Origin of the sequence: Shewanella sp. (assembly GCF_041630135.1) — a bacterium.
Taxonomy (GTDB): domain Bacteria; phylum Pseudomonadota; class Gammaproteobacteria; order Enterobacterales; family Shewanellaceae; genus Shewanella.
The window spans coordinates 20,088-45,688 of record NZ_JBFKLW010000011.1; the positions used below are offsets into that span (position 1 = coordinate 20,088).

25 protein-coding genes are annotated in these 25,601 nt (G+C 53.2%); 7 read left to right on the forward strand and 18 right to left on the reverse strand.

Annotated elements, in window-relative coordinates:
* Position 1: 1 nt before the first annotated feature.
* The 4 genes from ABYK60_RS04705 to mioC form a co-directional block, all read right to left on the reverse strand.
* The gene (locus tag ABYK60_RS04705) at positions 2–790 is read right to left on the reverse strand and encodes a ParA family protein (RefSeq protein WP_372870774.1); all 789 of its coding nucleotides are present in this window, start codon (positions 788–790) and stop codon (positions 2–4) included.
* A 90-nt stretch (positions 791–880) separates the two neighbouring features.
* Positions 881–1,501 carry a 16S rRNA (guanine(527)-N(7))-methyltransferase RsmG gene (gene rsmG, locus ABYK60_RS04710; RefSeq protein WP_372870775.1) on the reverse strand — a complete coding sequence of 207 codons (621 nt, stop codon included), beginning with the start codon at positions 1,499–1,501 and terminating at the stop codon, positions 881–883.
* Positions 1,502–1,603: 102 nt separating this feature from the next.
* Positions 1,604–3,493 carry a tRNA uridine-5-carboxymethylaminomethyl(34) synthesis enzyme MnmG gene (mnmG, locus tag ABYK60_RS04715; RefSeq protein ID WP_372870776.1) on the reverse strand — a complete coding sequence of 630 codons (1,890 nt, stop codon included), beginning with the start codon at positions 3,491–3,493 and terminating at the stop codon, positions 1,604–1,606.
* 443 nt (positions 3,494–3,936) lie between these two features.
* On the reverse strand, positions 3,937–4,377 hold the full coding sequence (mioC, locus tag ABYK60_RS04720) for an FMN-binding protein MioC (protein WP_372870777.1): 441 nt from the start codon (positions 4,375–4,377) through the stop codon (positions 3,937–3,939).
* A gap of 135 nt (positions 4,378–4,512) precedes the next feature.
* Here mioC and ABYK60_RS04725 point away from each other — a divergent pair, with 135 nt between their 5' ends.
* Positions 4,513–5,403: an endonuclease/exonuclease/phosphatase family protein gene (locus ABYK60_RS04725; RefSeq protein ID WP_372870778.1), complete on the forward strand. Its 891-nt coding sequence runs from the start codon at positions 4,513–4,515 to the stop codon at positions 5,401–5,403.
* Here ABYK60_RS04725 and fghA read toward each other — a convergent pair.
* Together fghA and ABYK60_RS04735 are read right to left on the reverse strand one after the other, a co-directional pair.
* Positions 5,354–6,199 (reverse strand): S-formylglutathione hydrolase, encoded by an 846-nt coding sequence (gene fghA, locus ABYK60_RS04730; RefSeq protein ID WP_372870779.1) that lies wholly within the window; start codon positions 6,197–6,199, stop codon positions 5,354–5,356. The genes ABYK60_RS04725 and fghA overlap by 50 nt on opposite strands.
* A 13-nt stretch (positions 6,200–6,212) precedes the next feature.
* Positions 6,213–7,346, reverse strand: a complete 1,134-nt coding sequence (locus ABYK60_RS04735) for an S-(hydroxymethyl)glutathione dehydrogenase/class III alcohol dehydrogenase (RefSeq protein ID WP_011758127.1) — start codon at positions 7,344–7,346, stop codon at positions 6,213–6,215.
* Positions 7,347–7,501: 155 nt separating this feature from the next.
* On the opposite strand from ABYK60_RS04735, the gene ABYK60_RS04740 reads away from it, so the two are divergent.
* Positions 7,502–8,377 (forward strand): LysR substrate-binding domain-containing protein, encoded by an 876-nt coding sequence (locus ABYK60_RS04740; RefSeq protein WP_372870823.1) that lies wholly within the window; start codon positions 7,502–7,504, stop codon positions 8,375–8,377.
* Between the two features lie 218 nt (positions 8,378–8,595).
* On the opposite strand, the gene mnmE is transcribed toward ABYK60_RS04740, so the two are convergent.
* The 5 genes from mnmE to rpmH all read right to left on the reverse strand — a co-directional run bounded on the left by mnmE (position 8,596) and on the right by rpmH (position 12,408).
* A complete protein-coding gene (gene mnmE, locus ABYK60_RS04745; RefSeq protein WP_372870780.1) occupies positions 8,596–9,957 on the reverse strand; it encodes a tRNA uridine-5-carboxymethylaminomethyl(34) synthesis GTPase MnmE in 1,362 nt (453 codons plus the stop codon).
* Positions 9,958–10,046: 89 nt separating this feature from the next.
* Positions 10,047–11,672: a membrane protein insertase YidC gene (gene yidC, locus ABYK60_RS04750; protein WP_372870781.1), complete on the reverse strand. Its 1,626-nt coding sequence runs from the start codon at positions 11,670–11,672 to the stop codon at positions 10,047–10,049.
* A 4-nt stretch (positions 11,673–11,676) separates the two neighbouring features.
* Positions 11,677–11,931 (reverse strand): membrane protein insertion efficiency factor YidD, encoded by a 255-nt coding sequence (gene yidD, locus ABYK60_RS04755; protein ID WP_372870782.1) that lies wholly within the window; start codon positions 11,929–11,931, stop codon positions 11,677–11,679.
* On the reverse strand, positions 11,898–12,254 hold the full coding sequence (gene rnpA, locus ABYK60_RS04760; protein ID WP_372870783.1) for a ribonuclease P protein component: 357 nt from the start codon (positions 12,252–12,254) through the stop codon (positions 11,898–11,900). The genes yidD and rnpA overlap by 34 nt, the downstream gene beginning before the upstream one ends.
* A 16-nt stretch (positions 12,255–12,270) precedes the next feature.
* Positions 12,271–12,408 carry a 50S ribosomal protein L34 gene (rpmH, locus tag ABYK60_RS04765; protein WP_011758135.1) on the reverse strand — a complete coding sequence of 46 codons (138 nt, stop codon included), beginning with the start codon at positions 12,406–12,408 and terminating at the stop codon, positions 12,271–12,273.
* A gap of 461 nt (positions 12,409–12,869) precedes the next feature.
* On the opposite strand from rpmH, the gene dnaA reads away from it, so the two are divergent.
* The 4 genes from dnaA to gyrB all read left to right on the forward strand — a co-directional run bounded on the left by dnaA (position 12,870) and on the right by gyrB (position 18,988).
* A complete protein-coding gene (dnaA, locus tag ABYK60_RS04770; protein ID WP_372870784.1) occupies positions 12,870–14,246 on the forward strand; it encodes a chromosomal replication initiator protein DnaA in 1,377 nt (458 codons plus the stop codon).
* Between the two features lie 20 nt (positions 14,247–14,266).
* Positions 14,267–15,367 carry a DNA polymerase III subunit beta gene (dnaN, locus tag ABYK60_RS04775; protein ID WP_372870785.1) on the forward strand — a complete coding sequence of 367 codons (1,101 nt, stop codon included), beginning with the start codon at positions 14,267–14,269 and terminating at the stop codon, positions 15,365–15,367.
* A 27-nt stretch (positions 15,368–15,394) separates the two neighbouring features.
* Complete coding sequence (gene recF / locus ABYK60_RS04780) at positions 15,395–16,477, forward strand: DNA replication/repair protein RecF (protein ID WP_372870786.1); 1,083 nt, start codon at positions 15,395–15,397, stop codon at positions 16,475–16,477.
* Between the two features lie 93 nt (positions 16,478–16,570).
* The gene (gyrB, locus tag ABYK60_RS04785) at positions 16,571–18,988 is read left to right on the forward strand and encodes a DNA topoisomerase (ATP-hydrolyzing) subunit B (RefSeq protein ID WP_372870787.1); all 2,418 of its coding nucleotides are present in this window, start codon (positions 16,571–16,573) and stop codon (positions 18,986–18,988) included.
* A 108-nt stretch (positions 18,989–19,096) separates the two neighbouring features.
* On the opposite strand, the gene ABYK60_RS04790 is transcribed toward gyrB, so the two are convergent.
* The 7 genes from ABYK60_RS04790 to pxpB are packed head-to-tail and all read right to left on the reverse strand — an operon-like array spanning position 19,097 to position 24,191.
* Positions 19,097–19,498: an NUDIX hydrolase gene (locus tag ABYK60_RS04790; RefSeq protein WP_372870788.1), complete on the reverse strand. Its 402-nt coding sequence runs from the start codon at positions 19,496–19,498 to the stop codon at positions 19,097–19,099.
* Positions 19,498–20,151, reverse strand: coding sequence for a pyroglutamyl-peptidase I (pcp, locus tag ABYK60_RS04795; RefSeq protein WP_372870789.1), 654 nt, complete (start codon positions 20,149–20,151; stop codon positions 19,498–19,500). The genes ABYK60_RS04790 and pcp overlap by 1 nt, the downstream gene beginning before the upstream one ends.
* An 11-nt stretch (positions 20,152–20,162) precedes the next feature.
* Positions 20,163–21,146 carry a DUF979 domain-containing protein gene (locus ABYK60_RS04800; RefSeq protein ID WP_372870790.1) on the reverse strand — a complete coding sequence of 328 codons (984 nt, stop codon included), beginning with the start codon at positions 21,144–21,146 and terminating at the stop codon, positions 20,163–20,165.
* On the reverse strand, positions 21,143–21,883 hold the full coding sequence (locus tag ABYK60_RS04805; RefSeq protein WP_372870791.1) for a DUF969 domain-containing protein: 741 nt from the start codon (positions 21,881–21,883) through the stop codon (positions 21,143–21,145). The genes ABYK60_RS04800 and ABYK60_RS04805 overlap by 4 nt, the downstream gene beginning before the upstream one ends.
* The gene (pxpA, locus tag ABYK60_RS04810) at positions 21,873–22,598 is read right to left on the reverse strand and encodes a 5-oxoprolinase subunit PxpA (protein ID WP_372870792.1); all 726 of its coding nucleotides are present in this window, start codon (positions 22,596–22,598) and stop codon (positions 21,873–21,875) included. The genes ABYK60_RS04805 and pxpA overlap by 11 nt, the downstream gene beginning before the upstream one ends.
* Positions 22,591–23,523, reverse strand: a complete 933-nt coding sequence (locus ABYK60_RS04815) for a biotin-dependent carboxyltransferase family protein (protein ID WP_372870793.1) — start codon at positions 23,521–23,523, stop codon at positions 22,591–22,593. The genes pxpA and ABYK60_RS04815 overlap by 8 nt, the downstream gene beginning before the upstream one ends.
* 2 nt (positions 23,524–23,525) lie before the next feature.
* A complete protein-coding gene (gene pxpB / locus ABYK60_RS04820) occupies positions 23,526–24,191 on the reverse strand; it encodes a 5-oxoprolinase subunit PxpB (RefSeq protein ID WP_372870794.1) in 666 nt (221 codons plus the stop codon).
* Positions 24,192–24,465: 274 nt separating this feature from the next.
* Here pxpB and ABYK60_RS04825 point away from each other — a divergent pair, with 274 nt between their 5' ends.
* Positions 24,466–25,536 (forward strand): HDOD domain-containing protein, encoded by a 1,071-nt coding sequence (locus tag ABYK60_RS04825; protein WP_372870795.1) that lies wholly within the window; start codon positions 24,466–24,468, stop codon positions 25,534–25,536.
* Positions 25,537–25,601 lie beyond the last annotated feature (65 nt).

Here is a 25,601-nt window from a genome sequence, read left to right on the forward strand (position 1 = left end):
CTTACGCCTGCTTTTTTGCCTGGGTTTGCTCACCCCGGCGAATAATCTCTCCCGCCAGGGCCAGGTAGGCCTTGGCGCCGGCACTGGATTTGTCGTAGTACATGGCAGGGGCACCAAAACTGGGGGCCTCGGCCAAACGAATATTACGGGGGATCACAGTGCGGTAAACTTTCTCGCCAAAATGCTGCTTGAGCTGATCGGACACATCGTTGGCCAACCGATTGCGAGGGTCGTACATGGTACGCAAAATTCCTTCGATGCCAAGCCCCGGATTAACCATTGAGGCCAGCTTACCTATGGTATCGATAAGAGCAGTGAGGCCTTCCAGTGCAAAGTACTCACACTGCATGGGCACCAACACAGAGTCGGCAGCGGACATGGCGTTCACGGTCAGCATATTCAGGGACGGAGGACAGTCGATAAAGATAAAATCATACTGATCACGAATGGGGGCCAAGGCGTTGCGAAGACGCACTTCACGGGCGAAAAATTCCATCAGTTTTATTTCGGCGGCAGTCACATCACCGTTGGCGGCAATGAGGTCATACTTACCCTGAGTATCGCGGATCACCACTTCATCGAAGGACTTTTCTTCCACAAGCAGTTCATAGGCGGTATTTTCAGTTTCATACTTATCAACACCGCTACCCATGGTGGCGTTGCCCTGGGGATCAAGATCAACCAGCAGGACCTTGCGTCTGGTCGCAGCCAGTGAGGCTGCCAGATTAATGCAAGTAGTTGTTTTTCCTACGCCACCTTTTTGGTTGGCTACGGCAATTACTTTCCCCACAATCTCACCCTGTTGTCGTTGTGTCGTTCATTCCAGGCACAGTGCCTTGCACAAGTTGCTTGATGTTGCGCCCAATTGCAAGGCGCAGACTCACGCTTTAACCAATTTCAGCAGATGGCGCTGCTCATCCAGACCCGGCACTTCCAGGCGGACTGTGTCTGTTAACACGAAACCTTCGGGGATCCCGGCCATCTCTTCATCACTGAGCTGACCTTTGAGCGCATAAAAACTGCCATGCTCGGCAGGCAGATGATGGCACCAGTTGAGCATATCCCCCACAGAGGCAAAGGCGCGGCTCAATACCCCGTCAAAACCTTGCTCCGGCTGGTACAACTCAACACGGCTCTCAACAGAACTGATGTTTTTCAGCCCTAACTCCAGTGCAACCTGCTTTTGGAAGCGAATACGCTTGCCCAGGCTGTCGAGCAGCACAAATTCTTTGTCAGGGTTGATAATGGCCAGCGGAATGCCCGGCAAACCTGGGCCTGTGCCGACATCGATAAAACGATCGCCATTCAAATGGGGGGACACTACCAGGCTGTCGAGGATGTGGCGGGTCAACATCTGCCCCGGTTCTCTTACTGAGGTCAGGTTATAAGCCTTGTTCCACTTGTCCAGCAGCGCCACAAAGGCCAGCAGTTTAGTTTGCTGGTCGGCACTGATTTCAAGACCGGCTTTAGCCAGATCCCGGCTGAGTTTATCGGCTAACACTGGATGATACTCCGTTAATGCCACGTTTGATGGGGCTATTATGAAGGGCAGAAAAAGTGAAGGGAAGGGCAGTGCCTTCCCTTTGATTCAGCTTCGAGCGACTCAAGCACTCTTTCTGAGCAGGCCGCGTTTTTTGAGGTGCACCAGCAAGATTGAAATGGCCGCTGGTGTTACACCGGAAATACGTGAAGCCTGGCCAATCGTTTCTGGCTTGTGGTTGTTCAGCTTGGCAGTTACCTCGTTAGACAGACCCGGCACTTCGCTGTAATCCAAATCCAGTGGCAAACGGGTGTTTTCGTTGCGCTCGGCCTTGGCAATTTCATCCTGCTGACGCTGGATGTAACCGGCGTATTTCACCTGGATTTGCACCTGCTCAGCAGCCAAAGGATCGGTCAACCCAGGCCCAAATCCCTCAATCTGCATCAACGATTCATAGTCCATCTCCGGACGGCGCAACAGATCTTCGAGAGACGCTTCTCGGGTCAAGGGGGCACTGAGCACTTCATTAAGCTCAGCCACCTGAGGTGAATTCACATGAACCCACTGACCGCGCAACCGCTGCTGCTCAGCCTCGATGGAATCACGCTTCTCGTTGAATTTCTGCCAACGGAAATCATCTACCAGGCCAAGTTCACGGCCTTTTTCGGTCAAACGCAGATCAGCATTGTCTTCACGCAGCAGCAGGCGGTATTCGGCGCGGCTGGTGAACATGCGGTATGGCTCTTTGGTTCCCAGGGTCGACAGATCGTCCACCAGTACACCCAAATAAGCCTGATCGCGCTTGGGTGCCCAGGCTTCTTTGCCCTGCACCTGTAGCGCGGCATTCATGCCCGCAAGCAGGCCCTGAGCACCGGCTTCTTCGTAACCCGTGGTGCCATTGATCTGTCCGGCAAAGAACAAACCATTTATCACTTTGGTTTCCAGCGAGTTTTTCAAATCGCGTGGATCAAAATAATCGTATTCGATGGCATATCCGGGACGCACGATTTCGGCATTTTCCATACCACGGATAGAGCGAACAAGATTGATCTGCACATCAAACGGCAGGCTGGTGGAAATGCCGTTGGGGTAAATTTCTGTGGTGGTCAGGCCTTCTGGCTCGATAAAGATCTGGTGAGAATTCTTGTCGGCAAAACGATGAATTTTATCTTCGATGGATGGGCAATAACGAGGTCCAATACCCTCAATGACCCCGGAATACATGGGGCTGCGATCGAGACCGCCACGAATGATGTCGTGGGTTTGCTCATTGGTATGGGTGATGTAGCAGGAGATCTGCTGTGGATGTTGGCTCACGTCACCGATAAACGACATCACCGGCAGTGGCGAGTCGCCTTTCTGCTCAGTCATGGCCGAAAAATCAATGGTACGGGCATCAATACGCGGTGGGGTGCCGGTTTTTAAGCGACCCACGCGCAGTGGCAGTTCCCGTAATCGATGGGCGAGGGCAATGGCAGGCTGATCGCCGGCGCGGCCACCACTGTAGTTTTCCAAACCAATGTGAATTTTGCCACCCAGGAAGGTTCCTGCCGTCAGCACAACAGCTGGCGCTTCAAAGGCCAGACCCATTTGGGTAATGGCACCCACAACACGGCCGTTCTCTACCACAAGATCGTCTACCGCCTGCTGGAAAATACGCAGGTTTGGCTGCAATTGCAGCATATTCAAGATCTTGGCTTTGTACAGTGCTCTGTCTGCCTGAGCACGGGTAGCACGTACAGCCGGGCCTTTGCTGGAATTGAGAGTACGGAACTGGATCCCGGAGAAATCGGTTGCGATCGCCATCGCACCACCAAGAGCGTCAATTTCCTTCACCAGATGGCCTTTACCAATGCCACCTATAGCTGGGTTACAAGACATTTGTCCCAGTGTGTCCACGTTATGGGTCAGCAGCAGTGTCTTGCAACCCATACGGGCTGCCGCCAAGGCGGCTTCGGTACCGGCATGACCTCCGCCGACAACTATTACATCAAACCGTTCATGAAATTGCATGACACTACCCTAAAACGAAAATGAGGACCCTTAGTCGAGCCGCATATTTTAACACTGCTAAAGCCAGAGTTGAACGATCTCTTTCATCATCAAGATCCAAAACGGATCGCCTTATAGATCTTAAGATCTTTATATAGATCTTTTTATATTTATCTCTTATTAGGATCGCTGCTTTCTGTGGTTAAGTCTAAAATTACTTTTAAAACAATGGGTAGTAACGTTTTGATCCTGTGATCAGTAGGAGATCTACTGCGAGAAAAGGTGGGGATAGATCGGGGTTTTATCCACAGGGTGGATCTTCGAGTGGATCGGGTAGTGAGTAATGCAACGGTAGATCAGATCTAAATAATATCTTATCCACAAATTTATTATCAATTAACAAGATTTGTGGATAAGATAGATCTAACTTGTGAGTGAATGGGGATAAGATCCACCGAACGATCTTAAAGGCTGGCAATCCAGGTGTGTAACCACTGAATGGCTGCCTCTTCCGGAACAGGATCTGCCTGAACGTCGATCCGGATCTTATCCACAAATGCTTTTGCACCGGCGTCGTCTAATAAATCGACAAGGGCTTCCGGGCCTTCACAGAAGGTGTCGTAGCTGGAGTCACCAATGGCGCAAAGTGCATAGCGCAACCCGTTCAGATCCGGCATCGCCAACATAAGCTGCTTGGCGAAAGGTTGTAGATTATCGGGCAGATCGCCTGCGCCGTGGGTAGCAGATACCAGCAGCCACAAGGCGCTGATATCCAACTCTTCCAGCGAGGGATCCAAATAGGTATTGCATTCATGGCCAGCATCGCTCAGTACCGCTGCCAGTTCATCGGCTACATATTCGCTGCCGCCCAGGGTAGTACCAATCAGGATTTCTATCTTTGCCATCGTTACGTCCGTTGATGAGAAAAGGGTTGGCGTCATGGTAGCCCAAAGGTGCGGCCGGTGAAATGGATCTGATGGCCGACTGGTGTGTTAGGATGGCCTAAGCCAAGTGCTGTTCAATGGAATGGATACCTTTACATGATCTTAATGCGAAAGTGGGCGTTACCGTTCTTCCTGTTGTCTGCCATCTTGCTGATTATCGTGCTGCGGGAAAACCTGCCTGTGTTTCCACGCAGCGCCTTGCCTCAGCAGAATACCCCTTATATCAAGTCAAATGACAACTGCCTGATCTCAGAGCACGCTGCTGACGTTCTTGACCATGATGGCCAGATCTCTGTGCTGGTGTGGAATATCCATAAACAAGCTGATGGTGATTGGCCTGAGGCGCTTTGGTCGAGCGGAAAACACTGGCATTTGATGCTGTTGCAGGAAGTTGGACAAACTGAAATTTTTCACTCTGCTGTCACCCGCGCGGGTTTTGAGTACGCCAACTTAACCGCTTTTCGGTTTCAAGACGTTGATTATGGGGTGATGACGGCAGCAAAGGCCGCTGCGGCTTGGGTTTGCGGCAGCCTTGCCAGTGAACCTTTTTTACGGCTCCCCAAAGGTGCCCTCAGCAGTAACTATCTGTTAAGCAATGGCCAAACTCTGTTGGTGATAAACCTGCATGGGATCAATTTCGATCTGTTACTCAGTCACTGGGAAGCACAGCTTTCTGACTTATTCAGCCAAATTGCTGCACATAAGGGCCCGGTTATATTTGGCGGAGACTTTAATAGTTGGGGCCAGGACAGGACGGCCAGACTTAAGCAGTTTGTTGAATCTTATGGGTTAATTAACGTGGAATTTCAGCCGGATGAGCGCTTGCATGGAGTAGGGACTGCGTTGGATTGGTTGTTTTACCGTGGTATTGAATTGAAAAAGGCGCAATCACCTGCAACAGAATTGTCGGATCATGCGCCCTTACTGGCTGAGTTTACTATCCCCGGGTCAACCAGTGGTGGTGAAATTCCAGGTGCTCATCAATAAAGCTGGCGATGAAGTAATAGCTGTGATCGTAGCCCGGCTGCATCCGCAGATTTAACGGAAAATCCGCCTGGGCGGCTGCATCCACCAGCCGCTGCGGCATCAGTTCTGTTTCCAGAAAGCTGTCGGCATCACCCTGATCCACCAGCATGGGGATAGGGTCGGCGCTGCGGCTTATTAACTCGCAACTGTCGTATTCGCGCCAGCTTTCCCTGTCTTTCCCCAAATAGTTGCCAAAGGCCTTTTGACCCCAGGGGCTTTGGCATGGATTGCAGATCGGGCTGAATGCCGACACGCTGGCGTAGCGGCCGGGGTTTTTCAGTGCTATGGTCAGGGCACCGTGACCGCCCATGGAGTGACCGGCAATGCTGCGCTTGTTACTGACCGGAAAGTTGGTTTCAATCAGCTTCGGCAGTTCTTTCACCACATAATCGTACATGCGGTAGTGCTGGCTCCAGGGCGCTTGGGTGGCATTGAGATAAAAACCTGCGCCCAGGCCAAAGTCCCAGGCTCCATCGGGATCGTCGGCTACGCCGTCGCCGCGCGGGCTGGTGTCCATGGCTACAATCGCAAGCCCGAGCGTAGCGGCCAGGCGCTGGGCACCGGCCTTCTGCATAAAGTTTTCATCGCTGCAGGTCAGCCCCGATAACCAATAAAGCACTGGCACGCTTTGGGTTTCGGCCTGGGGCGGCAGAAAAATCGCAAAGCGCATTTTGCAATCCAGGCTGGCAGATTGATGGCTGTACTGCTTATGCCAACCGCCAAAGCTGCGATTGGCACTGATAAGTTCCAGAGTCATGGCTGCTCCTTCCTTATTTGCGATCGTAATGGATCACGCTGCGGATGCTTTTGCCTTCGTGCATCAGATCGAACGCTTCGTTAATGGCGTCCAGCCCCATGGTGTGGGTGATAAAGTCACTCAGGGCAAATTCACCGCGCAGGTACTGCTCAACAATGCCCGGTAGTTCGGAGCGTCCTTTCACGCCGCCAAAGGCACTGCCGCGCCACACCCGGCCGGTGACCAGTTGAAATGGACGGGTGGAAATTTCCTGTCCTGCGCCCGCTACGCCAATGATCACCGACTCGCCCCAGCCCTTGTGGCAACACTCCAGCGCGCTTCGCATCACATTCACATTGCCGATGCACTCAAATGAGAAGTCCACGCCGCCGTCGGTCATTTCAACAATTACGTCCTGAATCGGCTTGTCGTAGTCTTTGGGGTTGATGCAGTCGGTGGCGCCAAGTTTTTTGGCCAGTTCAAACTTGCTGTCGTTGATATCTATGCCGATGATGCGGCTGGCACCGGCCATGGTGGCGCCTATCACCGCCGACAAGCCAATGCCGCCGAGGCCAAAAATGGCCACTGTATCGCCTTTTTTCACCTTGGCGGTTTTAAGCACAGCGCCCATGCCGGTGGTGACACCGCAGCCCAGCAGACACACTTCTTCCAGCGGCGCTTCGGGGTTAACTTTGGCGAGGGAGATTTCCGGCAGCACAGTGTATTCGCTGAAGGTAGAGCAGCCCATGTAGTGATAAATCGGCTCGCCATCTTTATAAAAGCGGGTGGTGCCGTCTGGCATCAGGCCCTTGCCCTGGGTGGCGCGCACTGCCGAGCACAGATTGGTCTTGCCCGAGGTGCAGAACTTACATTTGCCGCACTCGGCGGTGTACAGCGGGATCACGTGGTCGCCCACCGCAACGCTGGTCACCCCTTCGCCGACCATTTCCACAATGCCGCCGCCTTCGTGGCCCAAAATCGCCGGGAACACACCTTCGGGGTCATCGCCCGATAGGGTAAAGGCATCTGTGTGGCACACACCGGTGGCGACAATACGCACCAGCACTTCGCCAGCTTTGGGCAACATCACATCCACTTCTTCAACAGATAACGGCTGGCCCGGGCCCCAGGCAATGGCGGCGCGGGATTTAATAAAAGATGCTGACATGGGGTTCCTCCCTTATATGTCGGTTTGGGGCAATTGGCCCGAATGGCACAGCCGCGCTAAGTGCTTTGCGGCAAGCTTGATGGGATTGATTGTATTTCTTTGCTGATGATTGATAATCGGCTGTATTGGTAAATTACTTTTACTGGATAGAAATAATCATGCGCTGGGAAGGGATTTGTGAATTTGTAGCCGTGGCCGAGGCGCAAAGCTTTACCACTGCTGCCGGTCGGCTTGGCATAAGTACCGCGCAGGTGAGCCGTCAGGTGCGCGAGCTTGAAGAGCGTCTGGGCAGCAAGCTTTTGTACCGCACTACGCGCAAGGTGTCGCTTACCGAAGACGGGCAACTGTTTTACCGCCACTGCCGCCAGGTGCTCGATGGTCTGGATGAAGCTGAGCGGGCTGTGTCGTCCCTTAAAAACGAGCCAAGAGGGCTTATCCGCATGACTGCGCCTGTTACCTACGGCGAGCAATATGTGATGCCGATAGTGCTCGAGTACATGCAGCAATTTCCGCAGGTGGAAGTACAGTGTGCGCTGACCAATCAGCAGCTGGATTTGGTGCAGGGCGGCTTTGATTTGGCGATTCGCCTCGGGGTGTTGCCGGATTCCTCTATGATGGCGCGTAAGCTGGCCGAGCGTGTGCAGTATCTGGTGGCATCGCCGGACTATATCAGCCGCCATGGTGCGCCCCATTCGCTGTCGGAGCTCAGTCGTCATCAATGTTTGCTCGGCAGCTTGCCATTTTGGCGTTTTCAGGAAGAGGGCAAGCTTCGCAGTCTCAAGGTGAAAGGGCGCCTCAGTTGCAGCAGCGGCAACACCCTGCTGGCGGCGGCATTGGCAGGCATGGGGATAGCCCAGCTGCCCGGCTACTATGTGGATGAAGCGATTCGTGACGGCCGCTTGCTGGTGCTGCTCAAGCCATTTCAGGAACCCAAAGAAGGAATTTGGGGCTTGTATCCCCATAATCGGCAGCTCTCGCCCAAGATTGGCCATCTGATGAATATGCTGGCCGACAAGTTGCCCAAAGCCTGATGTGAGCTGGCGTTAATATAGAAATATTTCAAATAATTGAAATGCCTTAGCATAATTGTGTGGCACAGGCACAGGCACAGGCACAGGCAGTTTCGCTGCATGCAGATATTGGCGGCACGGATTTTAAGTATGTGAAGCAGATGAGTACAGACAAAGCCGCTGACAGTAGCTGATACGCTTATTGTCAGTTCGAAGATAACTGCCAGCGGGCTTTGTAATTATTTACCGATACAGAAGGAGCTGAAGATCTTGCCCAGCAAATCGTCTGAGGTAAATTCGCCGGTGATTTCTGAAAGCGCCTGCTGCGCCATTCTCAGTTCTTCGGCCAGCAGTTCTCCCGCCAGATACACTTCCAGCTGCACCTTGCCCAGTTGCAGGTGCTCAGAGGCTTGCTCCAGTGCTTCAAGGTGACGTCGACGGGCGATAAAGCCACCCTCGAGGTTACTCTGATAACCCATCAGGGATTTGAGGTGCTGCTTTAGCTCATCCACCCCCAGGCCTGTTTTGGCCGAAATCCGATACACGCTGTAGCCTTGCTCTTCAGTGGCTTCTAAAGCTTCACCCGTGAGGTCGGCCTTGTTACGCACCACGGTAACGCCCATGGCTTTGGGCAGGCGGTCGATAAAATCGGGCCAAATCTCGTGTGGGTCAACTGCAGCGGTATCCGTACCATCCACCATAAACAGCACCCGATCGGCAGTGGCTATTTCGCTCCAGGCACGCTCAATACCAATACGCTCCACCTCGTCTGTGGTGTCCCGCAGACCGGCGGTATCGATAATGTGCAGTGGCATGCCGTCGAGGTGAATGTGCTCGCGCAGTACATCGCGGGTGGTGCCGGCAATGTCGGTCACAATCGCTGACTCTTTCCCTGCCAGAGCGTTGAGCAGGCTGGACTTACCGGCGTTGGGGCGCCCGGCAATCACCACCTTCATGCCTTCACGGATAATGCTGCCTTGCTTGGCGCTGGCCTGCACTTCATCAAGCTGGTCGATAATGGCGTAGAGGGCGGCGGCAATTTTGCCGTCACTGAGGAAATCCACTTCTTCGTCGGGAAAATCGATGGCGGCTTCCACATACAGACGCAGGTTGGTGATTTTGTCCACCAGGGTATGCACCTGAGTGGAGAACTCGCCTTGCAGCGAGTGCAGGGCGCTCTTGGCTGCCTGTTCGCTGGTGGCATCAATCAAATCGGCAATGGCTTCGGCCTGAGTCAAATCCAGCTTGTCGTTCATAAACGCCTGCTCGCTGAACTCGCCGGGGCGGGCAATGCGCACCCCTTTGACCTTGAGCACGGCGCGAATGAGCATATCCATCACCACCTGGCCGCCGTGGCCCTGCAGTTCCAGTACATCTTCGCCGGTAAAGGAATTGGGGCCTTTGAAGAACAGGGCTATGCCCTGATCAATCACGTTGCCATCGGCGGCTTTGAAATCGCAGAAATCGGCATAGCGTGGTTTGGGCAGGTGTCCCAGCAGGGCATTGGCTACATCGCTTGCCTGTTTGCCTGAAACCCGGATGATGCCTACGCCGCCCCGACCGGGCGCGGTGGCCTGTGCCACTATGGTGTCTGTCGTCACGTGTCTTTCCGCTTAAATGGGTTACTTCAAAATGGAAACAAAAAGGCGACCTCAGGTCGCCTTTTTAGTGTATCGCCTGAAAAATGGGCTTATTTTAAGCCTTTTTTCTCCAGTGAGGCATAAATAATCTTCTGTTGGATGATGGCAACAATGTTACCCACCAGCCAGTACAGTACCAGACCTGCCGGGAACCACAGGAAGAATACGGTAAAGATTACCGGCATCCACTGCAGCATCTTCTGTTGCATAGGATCCATGTTGGGGGCCATTGGCTGCATCTTTTGCATCATCCACATGGAGGCACCCATCAGCAGCGGCAGTACATAGTAAGGGTCCTGCACTGACAAATCGTGGATCCATAACATGAATGGTGCATGGCGCAGTTCTACGCTTTCCAGCAGCACCCAGTACAGGGCGATGAAGATTGGCATCTGCAGCAGGATGGGCAGACAGCCGCCCATGGGGTTAACTTTTTCCTTCTTGTACAGTTCCATCATGGCCTGACCCATCTTCTGACGGTCATCACCAAAGCGGTCCTTCAGATCCTGCAACTTGGGCTGCAGATTGCGCATCTTGGCCATGGACACATACTGGGCCTTGGTTAGCGGGTACAGGAGACCACGCACTGTCAGGGTAACCAGAATGATGGCCATACCCCAGTTGTGCACCAGGCTTTGGAAGAACATCAGCACCCAGTGGATAGGTACGGCAAGCCACCAAAGGAAGCCATAATCTACTACCAGATTGAGCGTATCAGACAATGCAGAAAGAGCAGCCTGATCCTTCGGACCCACGTAGAAGGTGGCTGAAATGGATTCGGTTGCCCCGGGGGCTACATCGTGAACGGCACTCTTAAAACCAATGTTGGCCATTCCGCCGGCACTGACGGAAGAAAACAGGGTGTTCTTGTCAGAGGCAGCAGGTACCCAGGCTGATACGAAGTAGTGTTGAAGCATGGCTACCCAACCACCTAAAGTGGATTGGTCGAGATCTTTTTTACCCATGTCTTCAAAGCTGTATTTCTCATAACGCACATCTGCGGTAGAGAAAGCTGCACCACGGTATGTTGGCATCATCATGCTGCTTTCATTGGCAGCAATGGTGTGCTTAATCTGGCCGTACATTTGCAATTGCAGCGGATTGGCGCTGTTGTTGGTTACGCGATAATCCACGCCCACATCAAACTTGCCACGCTTGAAGACAAATACCTTGGTAAAAGTCACGCCGTTGCTGTTGGTCAGGGTCAGTGGTACTTCCAGAACGTCCTGACCATCGGCAAGGATAAATTCGGGGGATGAGGCGCTGAAGTTGGCGCGGCCACTGGCGGCACTGTCTATACCATCACGACCAATCAAGCCGCTTTGGGCGATATAGGTAAAGCCATTTTTCTGATCAAGCAGTACAAATGGCTCTTCTTTACCTTGTTCCAGTTTGTGGGTCAGTAATGCAGCATGAACAATGTCACCACCAACTGGATTAATCAGTATATCCAGCTGATCAGTTTTTACACTAATCAGATTCTGGGTAGTCACTTCAGTGGCTGGTACACCGGCATCGGCTGTTGGAACGTCACTGTTGATAGCCTGATCGTGGATTTGGGCCGCCGCAGTTACTTCTGTGGCTGGCTTGGGTGCCTTGTCGGATTCCCACTGTTGCCAGATTAAAAAACTGACAAACAGCAGGCCGATGAGCAATAGATTGCGTTGTGATTCCATAGCCTTATTTATTACACCTGTCTTTTTTCGGAGGGACGGGGTCATTGCCGCCCGGATGTAAAGGGTGACATTTTAATATGCGTTTGATTGCAAACCAACTGCCTTTTATAACTCCGTGAACCTGGATGGCTTCAATGGCGTAATGAGAGCAGGTGGGGTTAAAACGGCACTTTGGCCCAAGGAATGGGCTGATAAAGACTTGATAGCCGCGAATAAGCTTGGTGGCTAGCCATTGAAACGGCGACTGAGCTTGCGCCATAACTTGTCTACCAGCTTGTGCAGGGCTTCGTTATCCAAATCCATTACCCCTTTGCGCACCAGTACTACTATATCCAGTGAGGGGAGTTCATGTTGCTGCAATCTGAAACGTTCTCGGATGACGCGTTTAACTCTATTACGGTCATGAGCCCGTTTAACCTGTTTTTTGGGCACGGTTAAACCCACACGAGGATGTTCTTGTGTGTTTGGGATGGCAAGCAAAGTGATTTCAGCAGAAGAAGCTTTGATGGGGTTGGAGAAAACAGCTTGAAATTGCGCGGGAGTTAACAAACGTAACTCCCGCGTAAAGGTGTAGCTAGTCACCTAGACGTCAACCTGATTAGGCAGACAGACGAGCACGACCCTTGGCACGGCGACGAGCCAGTACCTTGCGGCCGTTAGCTGTAGCCATACGAGCGCGGAAGCCGTGAGAACGCTTGCGCTTCAGGTTGCTAGGTTGAAAAGTACGTTTACTCATGGTGGCAATCCGTCTTTACTGGTTAACATTCCTTGACGCTGTCATCAGTTTCCTGAATTAAGAGACAAGGGCATAAAAAAGAGGCCGAATTGTAATCACCTAAACGCCATTCGTCAAGAACTCTGACGGACCAGAGATACATTACAGCCAATATTTTTCCTCTATCGCTTGGCAAAGAACCCTACAGAATGTGGATAACTCTGTGCATCTACACAATATCTGGTGGATCCAGCCAGTGTAAAACCGATCAAAGGTCGCGCATTATAGATCAAGGTGGATCCCTTTAGAAAGCAGGATTTCTGTATTATCCCCATTTAAAAGATCTAATTCGATCTTGACTGATCCAAGTTATTCAGATCTTCGGATCTTCCTGTTGATAAATCTATTTTAAGGATAGCGATCCGACTTGAGTCCCGATAGAATACTCCTCCTTTGGACAGATCTTTTTGGGGATGGAACAGGTGGCGGTTTCACTTTGGCAACAGTGTATCGGCAGGCTGCAGGATGAACTTTCTGCACAGCAATTCAGCATGTGGATCAGACCGTTACAGGCCGAAATGGATGGGGATACCCTGGTGCTTTATGCGCCAAACCGCTTTGTACTCGATTGGGTACGCGACAAGTACATCAATTCCATCAATCAGTTCTTTACCGAGCAGATGGGCGACGACGCCCCCAAGCTGCGTTTTGATATTGGCAGCCGTCCATCTGCCAAGCCACAGGTCAGTGCACCTATTGCCACAGTGAAGGCGACACCGTCACAACCAAAGCCTGGTGCTGCTTTTGTCAGCCAGCCTGAACCAGCAGCTAGCAACCATCGCAGCAATATTAATCCCACCTATCAGTTCGACAACTTTGTTGAAGGTAAGTCAAACCAACTTGGAAAGGCCGCAGCATTGCAAGTGGCTGAAAATCCCGGTGGTGCTTACAACCCGCTGTTTTTGTATGGCGGTACAGGCTTGGGTAAAACCCACCTGTTGCATGCAGTAGGTAATGGCATTATAAAAAATAAACCCAATGCCAAGGTGGTTTATATGCATTCCGAGCGGTTTGTCCAGGATATGGTCAAGGCGCTGCAAAACAATGCTATCGAAGAATTCAAGCGTTACTACCGCAGTGTGGACGCACTCTTTATTGATGACATTCAGTTTTTTGCCAACAAAGACAGATCTCAGGAAGAATTCTTTCATACCTTTAACGCGCTGCTGGAAGGCAATCACCAGATCATTCTGACGTCAGATCGCTATCCGAAAGAAATTGACGGGGTAGAGGACAGGCTAAAGTCCCGTTTCGGTTGGGGCCTGACCGTTGCCATTGAGCCGCCTGAGCTTGAAACCCGGGTAGCGATTTTGATGCGTAAAGCGCAGGAGAGTGGCATCAACCTGCCTGATGAAGTCGCCTTCTTTATTGCAAAGCGTTTGCGTTCTAACGTACGTGAATTGGAAGGTGCACTGAATCGGGTGATTGCCAACGCCAATTTCACCGGACGACCCATTACCATCGATTTTGTGCGTGAAGCCCTGCGCGACCTCTTGGCTCTGCAGGAAAAATTGGTCACTATAGACAACATTCAGAAGACGGTGGCCGAATACTACAAGATCAAGATGGCTGATATGCTGTCCAAGCGCCGCTCACGCAGTGTGGCGCGTCCCAGACAGATGGCCATGGCCCTCTCCAAGGAATTGACCAACCAGAGCTTGCCGGAAATAGGTGATGCCTTTGGTGGCCGCGATCATACGACTGTGCTGCACGCCTGTCGCAAGATTGCCCAACTCCGTGAAGAGAGCCACGATATCAAAGAAGATTACGCCAACCTGATTCGTACCTTATCTTCCTAAAAGACAGGGACCTGGACACAATGAAATTTTCTATCGATAGGGATGCGCTGTTAAAACCCTTACAACTGGTAAGTGGGGCTGTGGAACGTCGCCATAACCTGCCTATTCTGGCGAATCTTTTGGTGGAAGTAAGTGGCCACTCACTTAAGATGACCGGTACCGATTTGGAAGTGGAACTGGTGGGTGAAGCCACAGTGCACGGTGATATTCAGGAAGGCCGCACCACAGTGCCTGCCAAGAAATTGCTGGATATCGTCAAATCCCTACCGGAGCAGTCTGAGCTCAAGGTTGAGCAACAGGAAAATAAATGGCTGCTGCGCTGCGGCCGCAGCCGTTTTTCACTGGCAACCTTACCTGCTGAAGAATACCCCAATGTCGAGGCCTTTTGCCCGGACATCGAATTTACCCTCAAGCAGGGCACTATCAAATCTTTGATAGATTCCACTCAGTTTTCCATGGCCAACCAGGATGTGCGCTACTACCTCAATGGTTTGCTGATTGAAACCGAGGGGAATGTTCTGCGTGCCGTCGCCACCGACGGTCATCGTCTGGCATTGAGCCATCGTATGATAGAGGCTTCTCTGCCCGAAAAGCAGGTGATTGTGCCCCGCAAAGGTGTGGTGGAGTTGCTGCGTCTTTTGGATGGAGAAGATCAGGATATCACCCTGGCCATTGGTGAAAGCGCGATTCGTGCCACTACTGCCAGCGCCGTATTTACCAGTAAGCTGGTGGACGGCCGTTTCCCCGATTACCGTCGGGTGCTGCCAAAGGGTGGCGATAAAATCGTGATTGCCAGCCGTAACCAGCTCAAACAGGCGCTGTTGCGGGCATCGATTTTGTCGAACGAGAAGTTCCGTGGTGTGCGTATTCTGCTGGAAGATGGGCTGCTGAAGATCACCGCCAATAACCCAGAGCAAGAAGAAGCGGAAGAAATCATCGACGTAGATTACAACTCCACCACCCTGGAAATTGGCTTTAACGTCTCCTATCTGCTGGACGTACTCAACAGCCTGCGTTCCGATGAAGTGCGTGTCACCCTCATCGACAGCAATTCCAGCGCCCTGATTGAAAACCACGTGGAAGAAGATTCCATGTACGTCGTTATGCCGATGAGGCTCTAAGACCGTCGCTGACGAGTCTTTGTTGGTATGAGCCTCAGTCGTCTTTCCATCGACGCGTTTCGCAATATTGATTCAGCCCAGCTTGCCCCAGGCGCCGGGCTGAATCTCATTTATGGCCACAATGGCAGTGGCAAAACCAGTATTCTTGAAGCCATTTACTTTTTGGGCATGGGCCGCTCGTTTCGAAGCCATTTGTCCCAGCGGGTTATTCAAAACGATGCAGACTGCCTGACACTGTTTGCCATTGCAGCGGGTCAGCAGGGGGAAAGCCGCATTGGTCTTCGCCGTCATCGCAGCGGCGATACCGAGGTTAAAATCGATGGCGATAAGGTGAAACGCCTGTCGCAATTGGCCGAGGCGCTGCCTATTCAGGTGATCACCCCGGAGAGCTTTTCGTTGCTGTTTGAAGGCCCGTCCGCCCGGCGTCAGTTTATCGACTGGGGCGCCTTTCATGCCTCAAGACAGTTCCATTTGGCCTGGATGAACACAAGGCGAATTTTAAAACAGCGAAATCAGCTGCTTAGAGACGGTGCCCGCTACGATCACATCGCCTTCTGGGACCAGGAATTAGTTCGCTATGCCCTTGAAGTCACAGACATAAGAAACCATTATGTAGGCTCGTTAAATGCCGTGCTTAAGGGTATAATCGGGGAGTTTTTACCCGATGTGGATATCCGGGTTTCTTTCACCCGTGGCTGGGACAGCAAAACGGAGTTTTCCGACCTGCTTAAAGCCCAGTACTCGCGGGATTTGGCCATCGGTCATACGGTCAGTGGCCCCCACAAGGCAGATCTTCGTTTGCGGGTTGGTAATCTGCCCGCACAGGATGCGCTGTCCCGTGGGCAATTGAAATTATTGGTGTGTGCTCTGCGCATTGCTCAGGGCAGGTTACTTAAGCAACAAATTGATAAACATAGCATCTATTTGGTGGACGATTTGCCCTCCGAGTTGGATGCCAAGCACAGGCAACTGTTGCTGAAAGAGCTTATAGAGACCGGCGCTCAGCTGTTTGTTACCGCCATCGAGCCTTCAGCCATTGTGGATTCCTTGCCTGTGCCCCCCGACAGAATGTTCCACATACAGGCTGGCCGGGTAACAGAGACTAAATAAGGAAGGTGCGGGACTCGCGGGTGCTTCCCATGAATGCCCACGCAGTGCTTTTTGGGACTTATTAGCCCCTTCCATAACCGACGAGAGAGAAATATGTCAGAGAATACTTACGATTCGTCGAGTATTAAGGTACTTAAGGGCCTTGATGCAGTACGCAAAAGACCAGGGATGTACATTGGTGACACCGACGATGGTACGGGTCTGCATCACATGGTATTTGAAGTCGTCGATAACTCCATCGACGAGGCGCTTGCCGGTCACTGCAGTGAAATCACTATCACCATCCATGTGGATGGCTCTGTTTCTGTAAAAGACGATGGCCGTGGTATTCCTGTGGCAATTCACCCGGAAGAAGGCGTGTCTGCCGCCGAGGTGATCATGACAGTGCTGCACGCCGGTGGTAAGTTCGACGACAACTCCTACAAGGTGTCAGGTGGTCTGCACGGTGTGGGTGTGTCTGTGGTGAACGCCCTGTCCAAGAAGCTGCAGCTGACCATTCGCCGTGACGGCAAGGTACACGAGCAGTTCTATACCCACGGTGTACCTGACGCGCCTATCAAGGTTGTTGGTGATGCCACCAAAACCGGTACCGAAGTACGTTTTTGGCCAAGCGAACAAACCTTCTCCGATACCCTGTTCCATTTCGATATTCTCGCCAAGCGTGTGCGTGAGCTGTCGTTCCTGAACTCAGGTGTGGGTATTCGTCTGGTTGACGAGCGCGACAACAAAGACGAATTCTTCAAATATGAAGGTGGTATCAGTGCGTTCGTTGAGTACCTGAACCGCAACAAGACGCCGGTAAACAAGGACATCTTCCACTTCGCCCAGGAGCGCGAAGACGGTATCACAGTAGAAGTGGCCATGCAGTGGAACGATGGTTTCCAGGAAAACATCTACTGCTTTACCAACAACATTCCCCAGCGTGATGGTGGTACCCACCTGGCGGGTTTCCGCGGCGCGCTGACCCGTAACCTCAACAATTACATGGAAGCTGAGGGTTACAACAAGAAGAACAAAACCAACGCCACAGGTGACGATGCCCGTGAAGGCCTGACCGCCGTTATTTCGGTCAAGGTGCCTGATCCCAAGTTCAGCTCCCAGACCAAAGACAAGCTGGTATCCAGCGAAGTAAAAGGTGCGGTAGAGCAGACCATGGGTGAGAAGCTCGGTGATTACCTGCTGGAAAACCCAGGTGATGCCAAGCTGATTGTTGGCAAGATCATCGACGCGGCCCGTGCCCGTGAAGCGGCCCGTAAGGCTCGTGAAATGACCCGCCGTAAAGGCGCGTTGGACCTCGGTGGTCTGCCAGGCAAGCTGGCTGACTGTCAGGAAAAAGATCCCGGACTCTCCGAAATCTACATAGTGGAGGGTGATTCGGCCGGTGGCTCTGCCAAACAAGGCCGAAACCGTAAAAACCAGGCGATTCTGCCACTGAAGGGTAAAATCCTTAACGTAGAAAAAGCCCGTTTCGACAAGATGCTGTCTTCTCAGGAAGTGGCGACCCTTATCACCGCCCTGGGCTGTGGTATCGGCCGCGACGAGTACGACCCGGACAAGACCCGCTACCACTACATCATCATCATGACGGATGCTGACGTGGACGGTTCTCACATTCGTACCCTGCTGCTGACCTTCTTCTTCCGTCAGATGCCTGAACTGATTGAGCGCGGCTACGTGTATATCGCCCAGCCACCACTGTACAAGGTGAAAAAGGGTAAGCACGAGCAGTACCTGAAAGACGATCCGGCCCTGACCGAGTTCCTCACCACAGGTGCACTCGACGGCGCTTCTATTCACCCATCACAGGGCGCGCCCGGCATGAGCGGCGAGCCACTGGAAAAACTGGTTAATCAGTACCGCGAAGTGGAAGGCATCATCGCCCGTCTGGATCTGCGTTACCCAGAAGTGCTGACCGATCGCATGCTGTATCACCCAGTGCTGAATAACGAGATGCTGGCCGACCAGGCCAAGGTACAGGCCTGGTGTGATGCCTTTGTGGCCGATCTGGTTGAGCGTGAAAGCAGCGGCGTACTTTACAACGCAGTGGCCGAGCACGACCCAGAGCGTCAGGTGTACGTACCCAAGGTGACCCTGCGTCGCCACGGTATCGACCATGAGTATCTGTTCAGCTACGACTTCTTCCAGTCCAGCGACTATCGCAAGATGGGCGCTCTGGCCAATGCCCTCGATGGCCTGATAGAAGAAGGTGGTTACGTACAGCGTGGTGAGAAAGTGAAGCCGGTGACCAGCTTTATCGAAGCCCTAGACTGGCTGGTGGGTGAGTCCAAGCGTGGCCTCTACATCCAGCGCTATAAGGGTCTGGGTGAGATGAACCCTGAGCAGTTGTGGGAAACCACCATGGATCCTGAAAGCCGCCGTATGCTGCAGGTAACCATCGAAGATGCTATTGCTGCCGACCAACTGTTCACCACCCTGATGGGTGATCAGGTAGAACCGCGCCGCGACTTCATCGAGGCCAACGCGCTCAACGTGGCTAACCTCGACGTGTAGGTAAGTATCCGGTTCGGAACAAAAAGGGAAAGCAGCTGCTTTCCCTTTTTTTGTTCCTTGCATTGGTGCTTTTATCACAGTGCAAGCGAGGACTGTCAGCCATAGCCATCAAAAAGCGGCACTGACAACCTTGCCATTAAAGTTCAGGCATTCTCGCACTCTGCGCTGCTGCACCGCTGACAGGCCGTCTATCTCGAAGAAACCATAGTCGCTGTGTTCGCTGCTTAAGATGATGTTGGGGCTGCTGAGTGTGACCCGAAAGATAAAGGCCTGGGACTCGTATGCCCCGTGGTAATACACGCCGCTGAGGTATTGGATTTGCACCTCTTGCCCCAGTTCTTCGAGGCATTCGCGCTCCAGCGCCTGATGTATAGTCTCTCCTGGCTCGAGTGCGCCGCCGGGAAGACCCCAATGATGATTGCCGTAGCTCGCTTTGAGCAGCAATACCTTGCCTTCATCATCGGTGATCACCGCGTGGCTGCTCAGGCGGAATCTGTCGTCGAATGCCATCAGTGGGTTACACCTGCGCTCTCGTGGATGTCGGTGGCCGTAGTTATAGCAGTGGCCAGCATCAGTCGCAGACCGTGGATTACGGTTTCCAACGCCATAGATGGGGTTCCAGGTTGGCGTGAGGCCTGGTCGGGTGCTAGGGGGATATGCAAAAAGCCGCCGCGGCATTCTGGGGTTTGGCTCAGCTGATGCAGCATGCCATAGAGCACATGGTTGCAAACGAAAGTGCCCGCGGTGTTGGAGACCGCTGCGGGGATCCCGGCCTCTTTCAGGTCGCGCACCATGGCCTTGATGGGCAGGGTGGCAAAGTAGGCCGCTGGACCATCGGCTATCACGGGTTCATCGATTGGCTGCTGGCCACGATTATCGGCAATACGGGCATCGTCAATATTGATGCCAATACGCTCAAGGGTCAGCTCACTGCGTCCGCTTGCCTGGCCAACACACAGCACCAGCGCTGGCTGGTGGTAATCTATGGCTTCGTTGAGTTTTGTCAGCGCATCGTGGAACACGCAGGGCAGCTTGATGGCTTTGATCCTGTGGCGGCAGATAAGCTCGCCATCGAGGTTTTTTACCGCCTCCCAGGATGGGTTAATTATCTCGCCACCGAAAGGTTCAAATCCGGTGAGCAAAATCAGTGGCACGGGTTTCATAATGGGCTCGCTCAGTCAAAAACGATGAAATACATCAGCAAAATGTTGGTTGTCAGCAGCGCCAGCGCCGTGGGGATCTGCACCTTAATGACATGATATTTATCGTCAAGGTCGAGCAGCGCTGCCGGCACTATGTTGAAGTTGGCCGCCATGGGAGTCATCAGGGTGCCGCAATAACCCGAGTACATGCCAATGGCCATCAAGGGCGCCGGACTGGCGCCTTGCCCCTCAATCAAAAACGGCAGGGCAATACCGGCGGTCATCACTGGGAAGGCGGCAAAGGCATTGCCCATGATCATGGTAAACAGCGCCATCCCCACACAGTAAATAACCACCAGTCCAAAGCGATTATTGGGGTCAACAAACAAACTGACCAGCGCCTTGATGCTGTCGCCGGTTTGAGCCACCACAAACACGCCGCCCAGCATAGCCAACATTTGTGGCAGAATAGCTGCCCAGCCGATACTGTCTACCAGTCGGCGCGACTCGGCCACCGCCTTGAGCGGGTTATCGCCGGTCAGACGCCAGCCCACCAGCAGGGCGATGCCGCATGCCAGCGCCAGTGCCGCCAGGGTTTGATGTTTGGGGTCGAGCAGCAGCACATCACCGACGCGGACACCGGCAAGCAGCAGGGTAGCCGCTACCGTCAGCAGGGGGATAATCAGTGCCGGCAAAAATATGCGATTACCCAGACGCTCGGCGCTGGCTGCTTTCTGCGCCGGACTGGTTTCCTGATAGCTGCCTAGGCTGACCCAGCCCATTCCCGCCAGCAAGGCGATGCCAATCACCATGGCGCCGGCAATCTGGTGCGCCAATTTTGCGCCCAGGGCATCTACCGCCAGATCCCCAAACAGGAACAGGCTGCCGAACAGCCCCCAAAACAGGGCTGTGGTCAGCCGTTTGGGATGCTGTTTGTCTTTCAGGGTCAGTATCACCAAAATGGCCACTACCAGCCCAATCAGCAGGTAGATATCATTGATACTGATAAGGCTCATGCTTCGGCCTCCTGTTGATCTACGTCTTCTGTTGCCTGCCATTGGGCGATATCACGGCAAATGCCGGCTTCCAGCCTTGAGAGCCGGAACAGATGAATAATCAGCGCCGCTATGGCAGTGGGAATTGCCCACAGGCCTATGTGTAAAGGCTCGATACCTTGAATGCCGTTTTCTTTGAGGAAGGCATCCATGAGCAGCACGGCACCGAAGGCGATAAAAATGTCTTCACCAAAGAACATGGCCACATTGTCACAGGCTGCGGCGTGGGCAGCGATTTTGTCGCGAATGGGTTTGGGCAGTGGCCCGTAGGCATTGATGGCTGCGGCTTCGGCCATGGGGGCCAGCAGGGGTCTCACCGTTTGGGCATGGCCACCAAGGCTTAACAGCCCCAGCGCGGCGCTGGCTTCCCGCACAACAAAGTAGAGCGACAAAATGCGCGCCGTAGTGGCGCTTTTGATGGTGGCAATCCAGCCCTTGGCACGCACCCTGAGACCGTGCCGCTCCAGCAGGGCTATCACCGGCAGGATCAGTAGAAAAGACGCCAGCTGACGGCTGGAGAGAAACTTCTCGCCAAAGGTCTCCAGCAAAGTCGCAGCATCCATGCCCACGGCCCAGCCGGTAATCAGCCCCGCGAGGGTAACAACCAGCAAGGGGTTGAATCTCAAAGCGAAGCCCAGCACCACCACGGGTATACCAATCAGCGGCCAGTAGTTGAGGGCGAGCAGCTCATTCAGCATAGCTTGCCTCCAGCAATGCCCGTATGCGGCGGGCAAACTGCAACGCCTCAGGATTGTCACCGTGCAGGCACAGGGTGTCGGCCTTTAACCTGAGCGGGGTGCCATCGATACTGGTGAGGTTGCCCGACATTAACGCCTGCACCTGTGCCAGCGCTTCGGCTTGGTCGTGGATTACGGCCCCCTGTTTTTGGCGCGACACCAGGGTCGCGTCGGCCTCGTAGCGGCGGTCAGCAAAGGCCTCCGCCTGCACCTGAAGGCCAGCCTCACGGGCCCATTGCAGCAGTGGGCTCGCCGCCAACCCCATTAATACCAGCTTGGAGTCTACGGCCTGTATCGCCCCAATAAGGCATGTGGCTAACTCTTTATCAAAAGCAGCCTGATTGTAGAGGGCGCCATGGGGTTTCACGTGAAACATGGCTGCACCGTCTTCATCGCAAATCTGCTTCAGGGCCTGAATTTGGGCGATAAGGCTGGTGGTCAGTGCGGTGGCATCCATGTTCATAGGTAAGCGGCCGAAGTTGGCTCTATCTGGGTATGATGGATGGGCGCCAATCAGGCAGCCGTTTGCCATGGCAAGCTTTACCGTGGCGCGCATGCTGTCTGAGTCGCCGGCGTGGCCTCCGCAGGCAATGTTGGCGGCATCCAGCAGCGCGAGGATCTCGGCATCAAAAGGATAGCCTTCGCCCACATCGGCGTTTAACTGAAGATTAGACATGGGCTTCTCCGCTGCCCAGGGCGCGGCCAAGGCGATAAAAATATTGTTTCCAGCGTTCACACGCCGCCAGCGCTTCGGCGCGGTCGACCAACACAAATTGCAGTGATTGCCCTGGCCGCGCCTGGGCGAGTTTCCACAGGTCGGCCTCAATCACAGTGGCCACAATCGGATAACCACCGGTGGTTTGTGCATCGTTTAACAGCACTATGGGTTGTCCCGATGGCGGCAGTTGGATAACCCCGGGGAATACGCCCTGGGAGGCCATCTCCAGCGGCTTGCTGAAATGCAGCGCTGGCCCTGTCAATCTGGCACCCATACGATTGCTGCTTGGCTGTAGTTGCCACATAGATTCTGTAAGTATTGAGGCTTCGGCGAGCAGAGGATATTGCGGCCCTGGCAGCACCCTTATCTGATTGTCCCAGGGGCTTTGCATAGCGCCTACCTGATGCTTCAGCGACCGTTCTGGCCCAAGCTCAAGTCGGTCGCCGGACCTCAGCGCTCGTCCTTCAAGGCCGCCCAGGCCACTGGATAAATCTGTACTGGCTGAGCCCATAAACAGGGGCACCTGAATACCGCCATCCACCGCCAGATAGGCTCGCATGCCCGCCTTGGGGCCGCGCAGGCTAAGTGTCTGTCCGGCTTTAATCAGGCTGCGCCAGCCACTCCAGACCGGCTTGGCATCGATTCGGGCATCGAAGTCGGCACCGGTGAGCGCAATCCAGGCATCGCGGTTAAATCTAAGGCTCGACTGACCCAGAGTAAATTCGAGGCCAGCAGTGTTATCCGGATTCCCCAGCAACCGGTTGGCGAGCAGCAGGGCCTGACGGTCCAACGCGCCACTGCGGGGCAGGCCCATATGAGCGACGCCTGTTCGGCCGAGGTCCTGCACTGTGGTTTGAATACCTGCCTGCAGCACTTCCAGCATGATCAGGAATCCTCCCTGACAAACTGGATCCTGTCGCCCGGTGCAAACAGGCAAGGGGGCTGCTGATTAGCATCAAACAGTGGTAATTCGGTCCGGCCTATCAGTTGCCAGCCGCCCGGAGCCTGACAGGGATAGATGCCGGTTTGGGCGCCGCCAATACCCACGCTGCCCGCGGGCACCTGTTGCCGTGGTACCTCCAGCCTGGGGGTATGCAATTGGCCTGGTAGTCCGGATAGGTAGGCAAAGCCCGGCAAAAAGCCCAAAAACATTACCCGATATTCGGGGGTGCTGTGGGCGCGGATAATCTCTTCGGCGGATGTGTTGTGAAAGTGGGCAACGGCTTCCAGATCCGGGCCGGTGTCATTGCCGTAACACACAGGTACCCGATGTAGCCGGCCCTCTGGTATTTCAACTGGCAAATTCTGCCAGAGCTTCATTATCCAATGTCGCCACGCATCGGGATCCTGATTGCCACCGAGGCACAGGGTGAGGTTGTTCATACCGGGTGTAACATCAGCTAAACCGTCGCGGTTGCGACACTTATTCGCAAGCGCCCAGATTCTTGCCTGCGTGGCCAGTATTGAAGCTTCATCAGCAATCGGTTTCACCGTTAATAGCAGGTGGTGTTCACCGATAATGTGAATGTCGGGAAATGGCGGCTCGCGCATGATGATGTTGGCAATTAACAGGTATCATCCGACCCTAAGAAACGGCTGTGGCTATGTCAACAGATTGCTTCGTAATTGTTGTTTTTTCTGTAACTTATTAAGGTGCGGTCAAGGTGTGTAATCCTGGTTACACACATGACAGAAGACGGCAATGAAGGAGTGGCGAAATTGGCTGTAATGCCTAGTATTGAACAGAGCCTGCCATCGACTATTTTTGCCCGAGTTCTTTCGGCCAAATTCGTCATTTTTGCATATTTATTCCGAGGCGAAAGCTATGGGTTTTTTCAATAGGCTGTTTAATATCAGAGACAATATTATTGTTGAGCGGCCACGCAGCTTAAGCGGGGATAGGCTGGCTGAAAGTACCGTTGAACAGGTCTCAAGGGTTCAGCTTAACCGTAATTCAGGTGTGGTGGCAGAACCTGCAAGGGAAGAAAAGCAGCTGGCTTCTGTTGATGTATCTGCACTGTTTTACAGTTTGCTCTTTGCCGGAGGTAAAGACACAGGTGGGGTTGCCAATAATCTCGAAAAGGAAGTCATGAGTAATGTTGAGCGCGCATTGGCCCATCCCAGTGGGATAGCGGATAAGGTACTTAAATTACCCCATGACATTATTGAACTGGACAGGCAGTTAGCTGACCCCGAAGTTGATACCTGTGATGTTTTGAAGCACATCAAGCGGGATCCTGTCCTCAGTGCCGAGGTGCTTAAGCTATGTAACACCCCCGCATTCCGTCGCGGTACTAAAGACATTACCAGTTTGCAACAGGCGGTAGTAAGTCTTGGCCGGGAACAACTGCGGCGCTTTGTTACCAGCGTCAGGGTTCGGGAGGTTATAGAAATCAAGCCCATTTATTACCGACGCTTTGGTTCAGAGGTGTGGCGCCACTCTCTGCAGGTGGCCTATCTTGCCGCCGAGTTACACCCTGAAGAACAAGAAACTGCATTTATGCTAGGACTGCTACATGATGTTGGTAAAATCGCTATATTTCAAATGCTTATAGATGCATTTGCCAAATCTGAACCTGGCGAACAGCCCAGTTCCTGGTTGTTCCGTCAGGTGATGACGTCAAAGTCGCTGCTATTGAGTGCGGTATTGGTTAACAGCTGGGAGCTTCCCCCCTTACTGGCTCGTTCATTGGCGACATTGGCAAACGTAAACCATATTCCGTCAGATGCGTTGTCGAAAGCCATTTGGACTGCCAATCATATCAGTGAGTGTTCCATGTTGTGGCAAGCCGGAAGGCTGGAGGAGCTTCAACTCAGAGCTTTACTGGAGCGAATTGATATCGATAAAGATACTTTTGATGATTTGCACGAAAGGTTGGTGCAATTATCAGGATGAAGCAGGATAGGTGATTGCCAAACCAATAAAAAACGCGCCCAGGGGCGCGTTTTTTATTGTGCAAA

Bases quoted from the DNA above. Each gene is read 5' to 3' on its own strand.
- mnmG (WP_372870776.1), bottom strand. From the start codon at position 3,493: ATGCAATTTCATGAACGGTTTGATGTAATAGTTGTCGGCGGAGGTCAT.
- mioC (WP_372870777.1), bottom strand. From the start codon at position 4,377: ATGGCAAAGATAGAAATCCTGATTGGTACTACCCTGGGCGGCAGCGAA.
- ABYK60_RS04725 (WP_372870778.1), top strand. From the start codon at position 4,513: ATGATCTTAATGCGAAAGTGGGCGTTACCGTTCTTCCTGTTGTCTGCC.
- fghA (WP_372870779.1), bottom strand. From the start codon at position 6,199: ATGACTCTGGAACTTATCAGTGCCAATCGCAGCTTTGGCGGTTGGCAT.
- ABYK60_RS04735 (WP_011758127.1), bottom strand. From the start codon at position 7,346: ATGTCAGCATCTTTTATTAAATCCCGCGCCGCCATTGCCTGGGGCCCG.
- yidC (WP_372870781.1), bottom strand. From the start codon at position 11,672: ATGGAATCACAACGCAATCTATTGCTCATCGGCCTGCTGTTTGTCAGT.
- yidD (WP_372870782.1), bottom strand. From the start codon at position 11,931: ATGGCGCAAGCTCAGTCGCCGTTTCAATGGCTAGCCACCAAGCTTATT.
- rpmH (WP_011758135.1), bottom strand. From the start codon at position 12,408: ATGAGTAAACGTACTTTTCAACCTAGCAACCTGAAGCGCAAGCGTTCT.
- dnaN (WP_372870785.1), top strand. From the start codon at position 14,267: ATGAAATTTTCTATCGATAGGGATGCGCTGTTAAAACCCTTACAACTG.
- recF (WP_372870786.1), top strand. From the start codon at position 15,395: ATGAGCCTCAGTCGTCTTTCCATCGACGCGTTTCGCAATATTGATTCA.
- gyrB (WP_372870787.1), top strand. From the start codon at position 16,571: ATGTCAGAGAATACTTACGATTCGTCGAGTATTAAGGTACTTAAGGGC.
- ABYK60_RS04790 (WP_372870788.1), bottom strand. From the start codon at position 19,498: ATGGCATTCGACGACAGATTCCGCCTGAGCAGCCACGCGGTGATCACC.
- pcp (WP_372870789.1), bottom strand. From the start codon at position 20,151: ATGAAACCCGTGCCACTGATTTTGCTCACCGGATTTGAACCTTTCGGT.
- ABYK60_RS04800 (WP_372870790.1), bottom strand. From the start codon at position 21,146: ATGAGCCTTATCAGTATCAATGATATCTACCTGCTGATTGGGCTGGTA.
- ABYK60_RS04805 (WP_372870791.1), bottom strand. From the start codon at position 21,883: ATGCTGAATGAGCTGCTCGCCCTCAACTACTGGCCGCTGATTGGTATA.
- pxpA (WP_372870792.1), bottom strand. From the start codon at position 22,598: ATGTCTAATCTTCAGTTAAACGCCGATGTGGGCGAAGGCTATCCTTTT.
- ABYK60_RS04815 (WP_372870793.1), bottom strand. From the start codon at position 23,523: ATGCTGGAAGTGCTGCAGGCAGGTATTCAAACCACAGTGCAGGACCTC.
- pxpB (WP_372870794.1), bottom strand. From the start codon at position 24,191: ATGCGCGAGCCGCCATTTCCCGACATTCACATTATCGGTGAACACCAC.
- ABYK60_RS04825 (WP_372870795.1), top strand. From the start codon at position 24,466: ATGGGTTTTTTCAATAGGCTGTTTAATATCAGAGACAATATTATTGTT.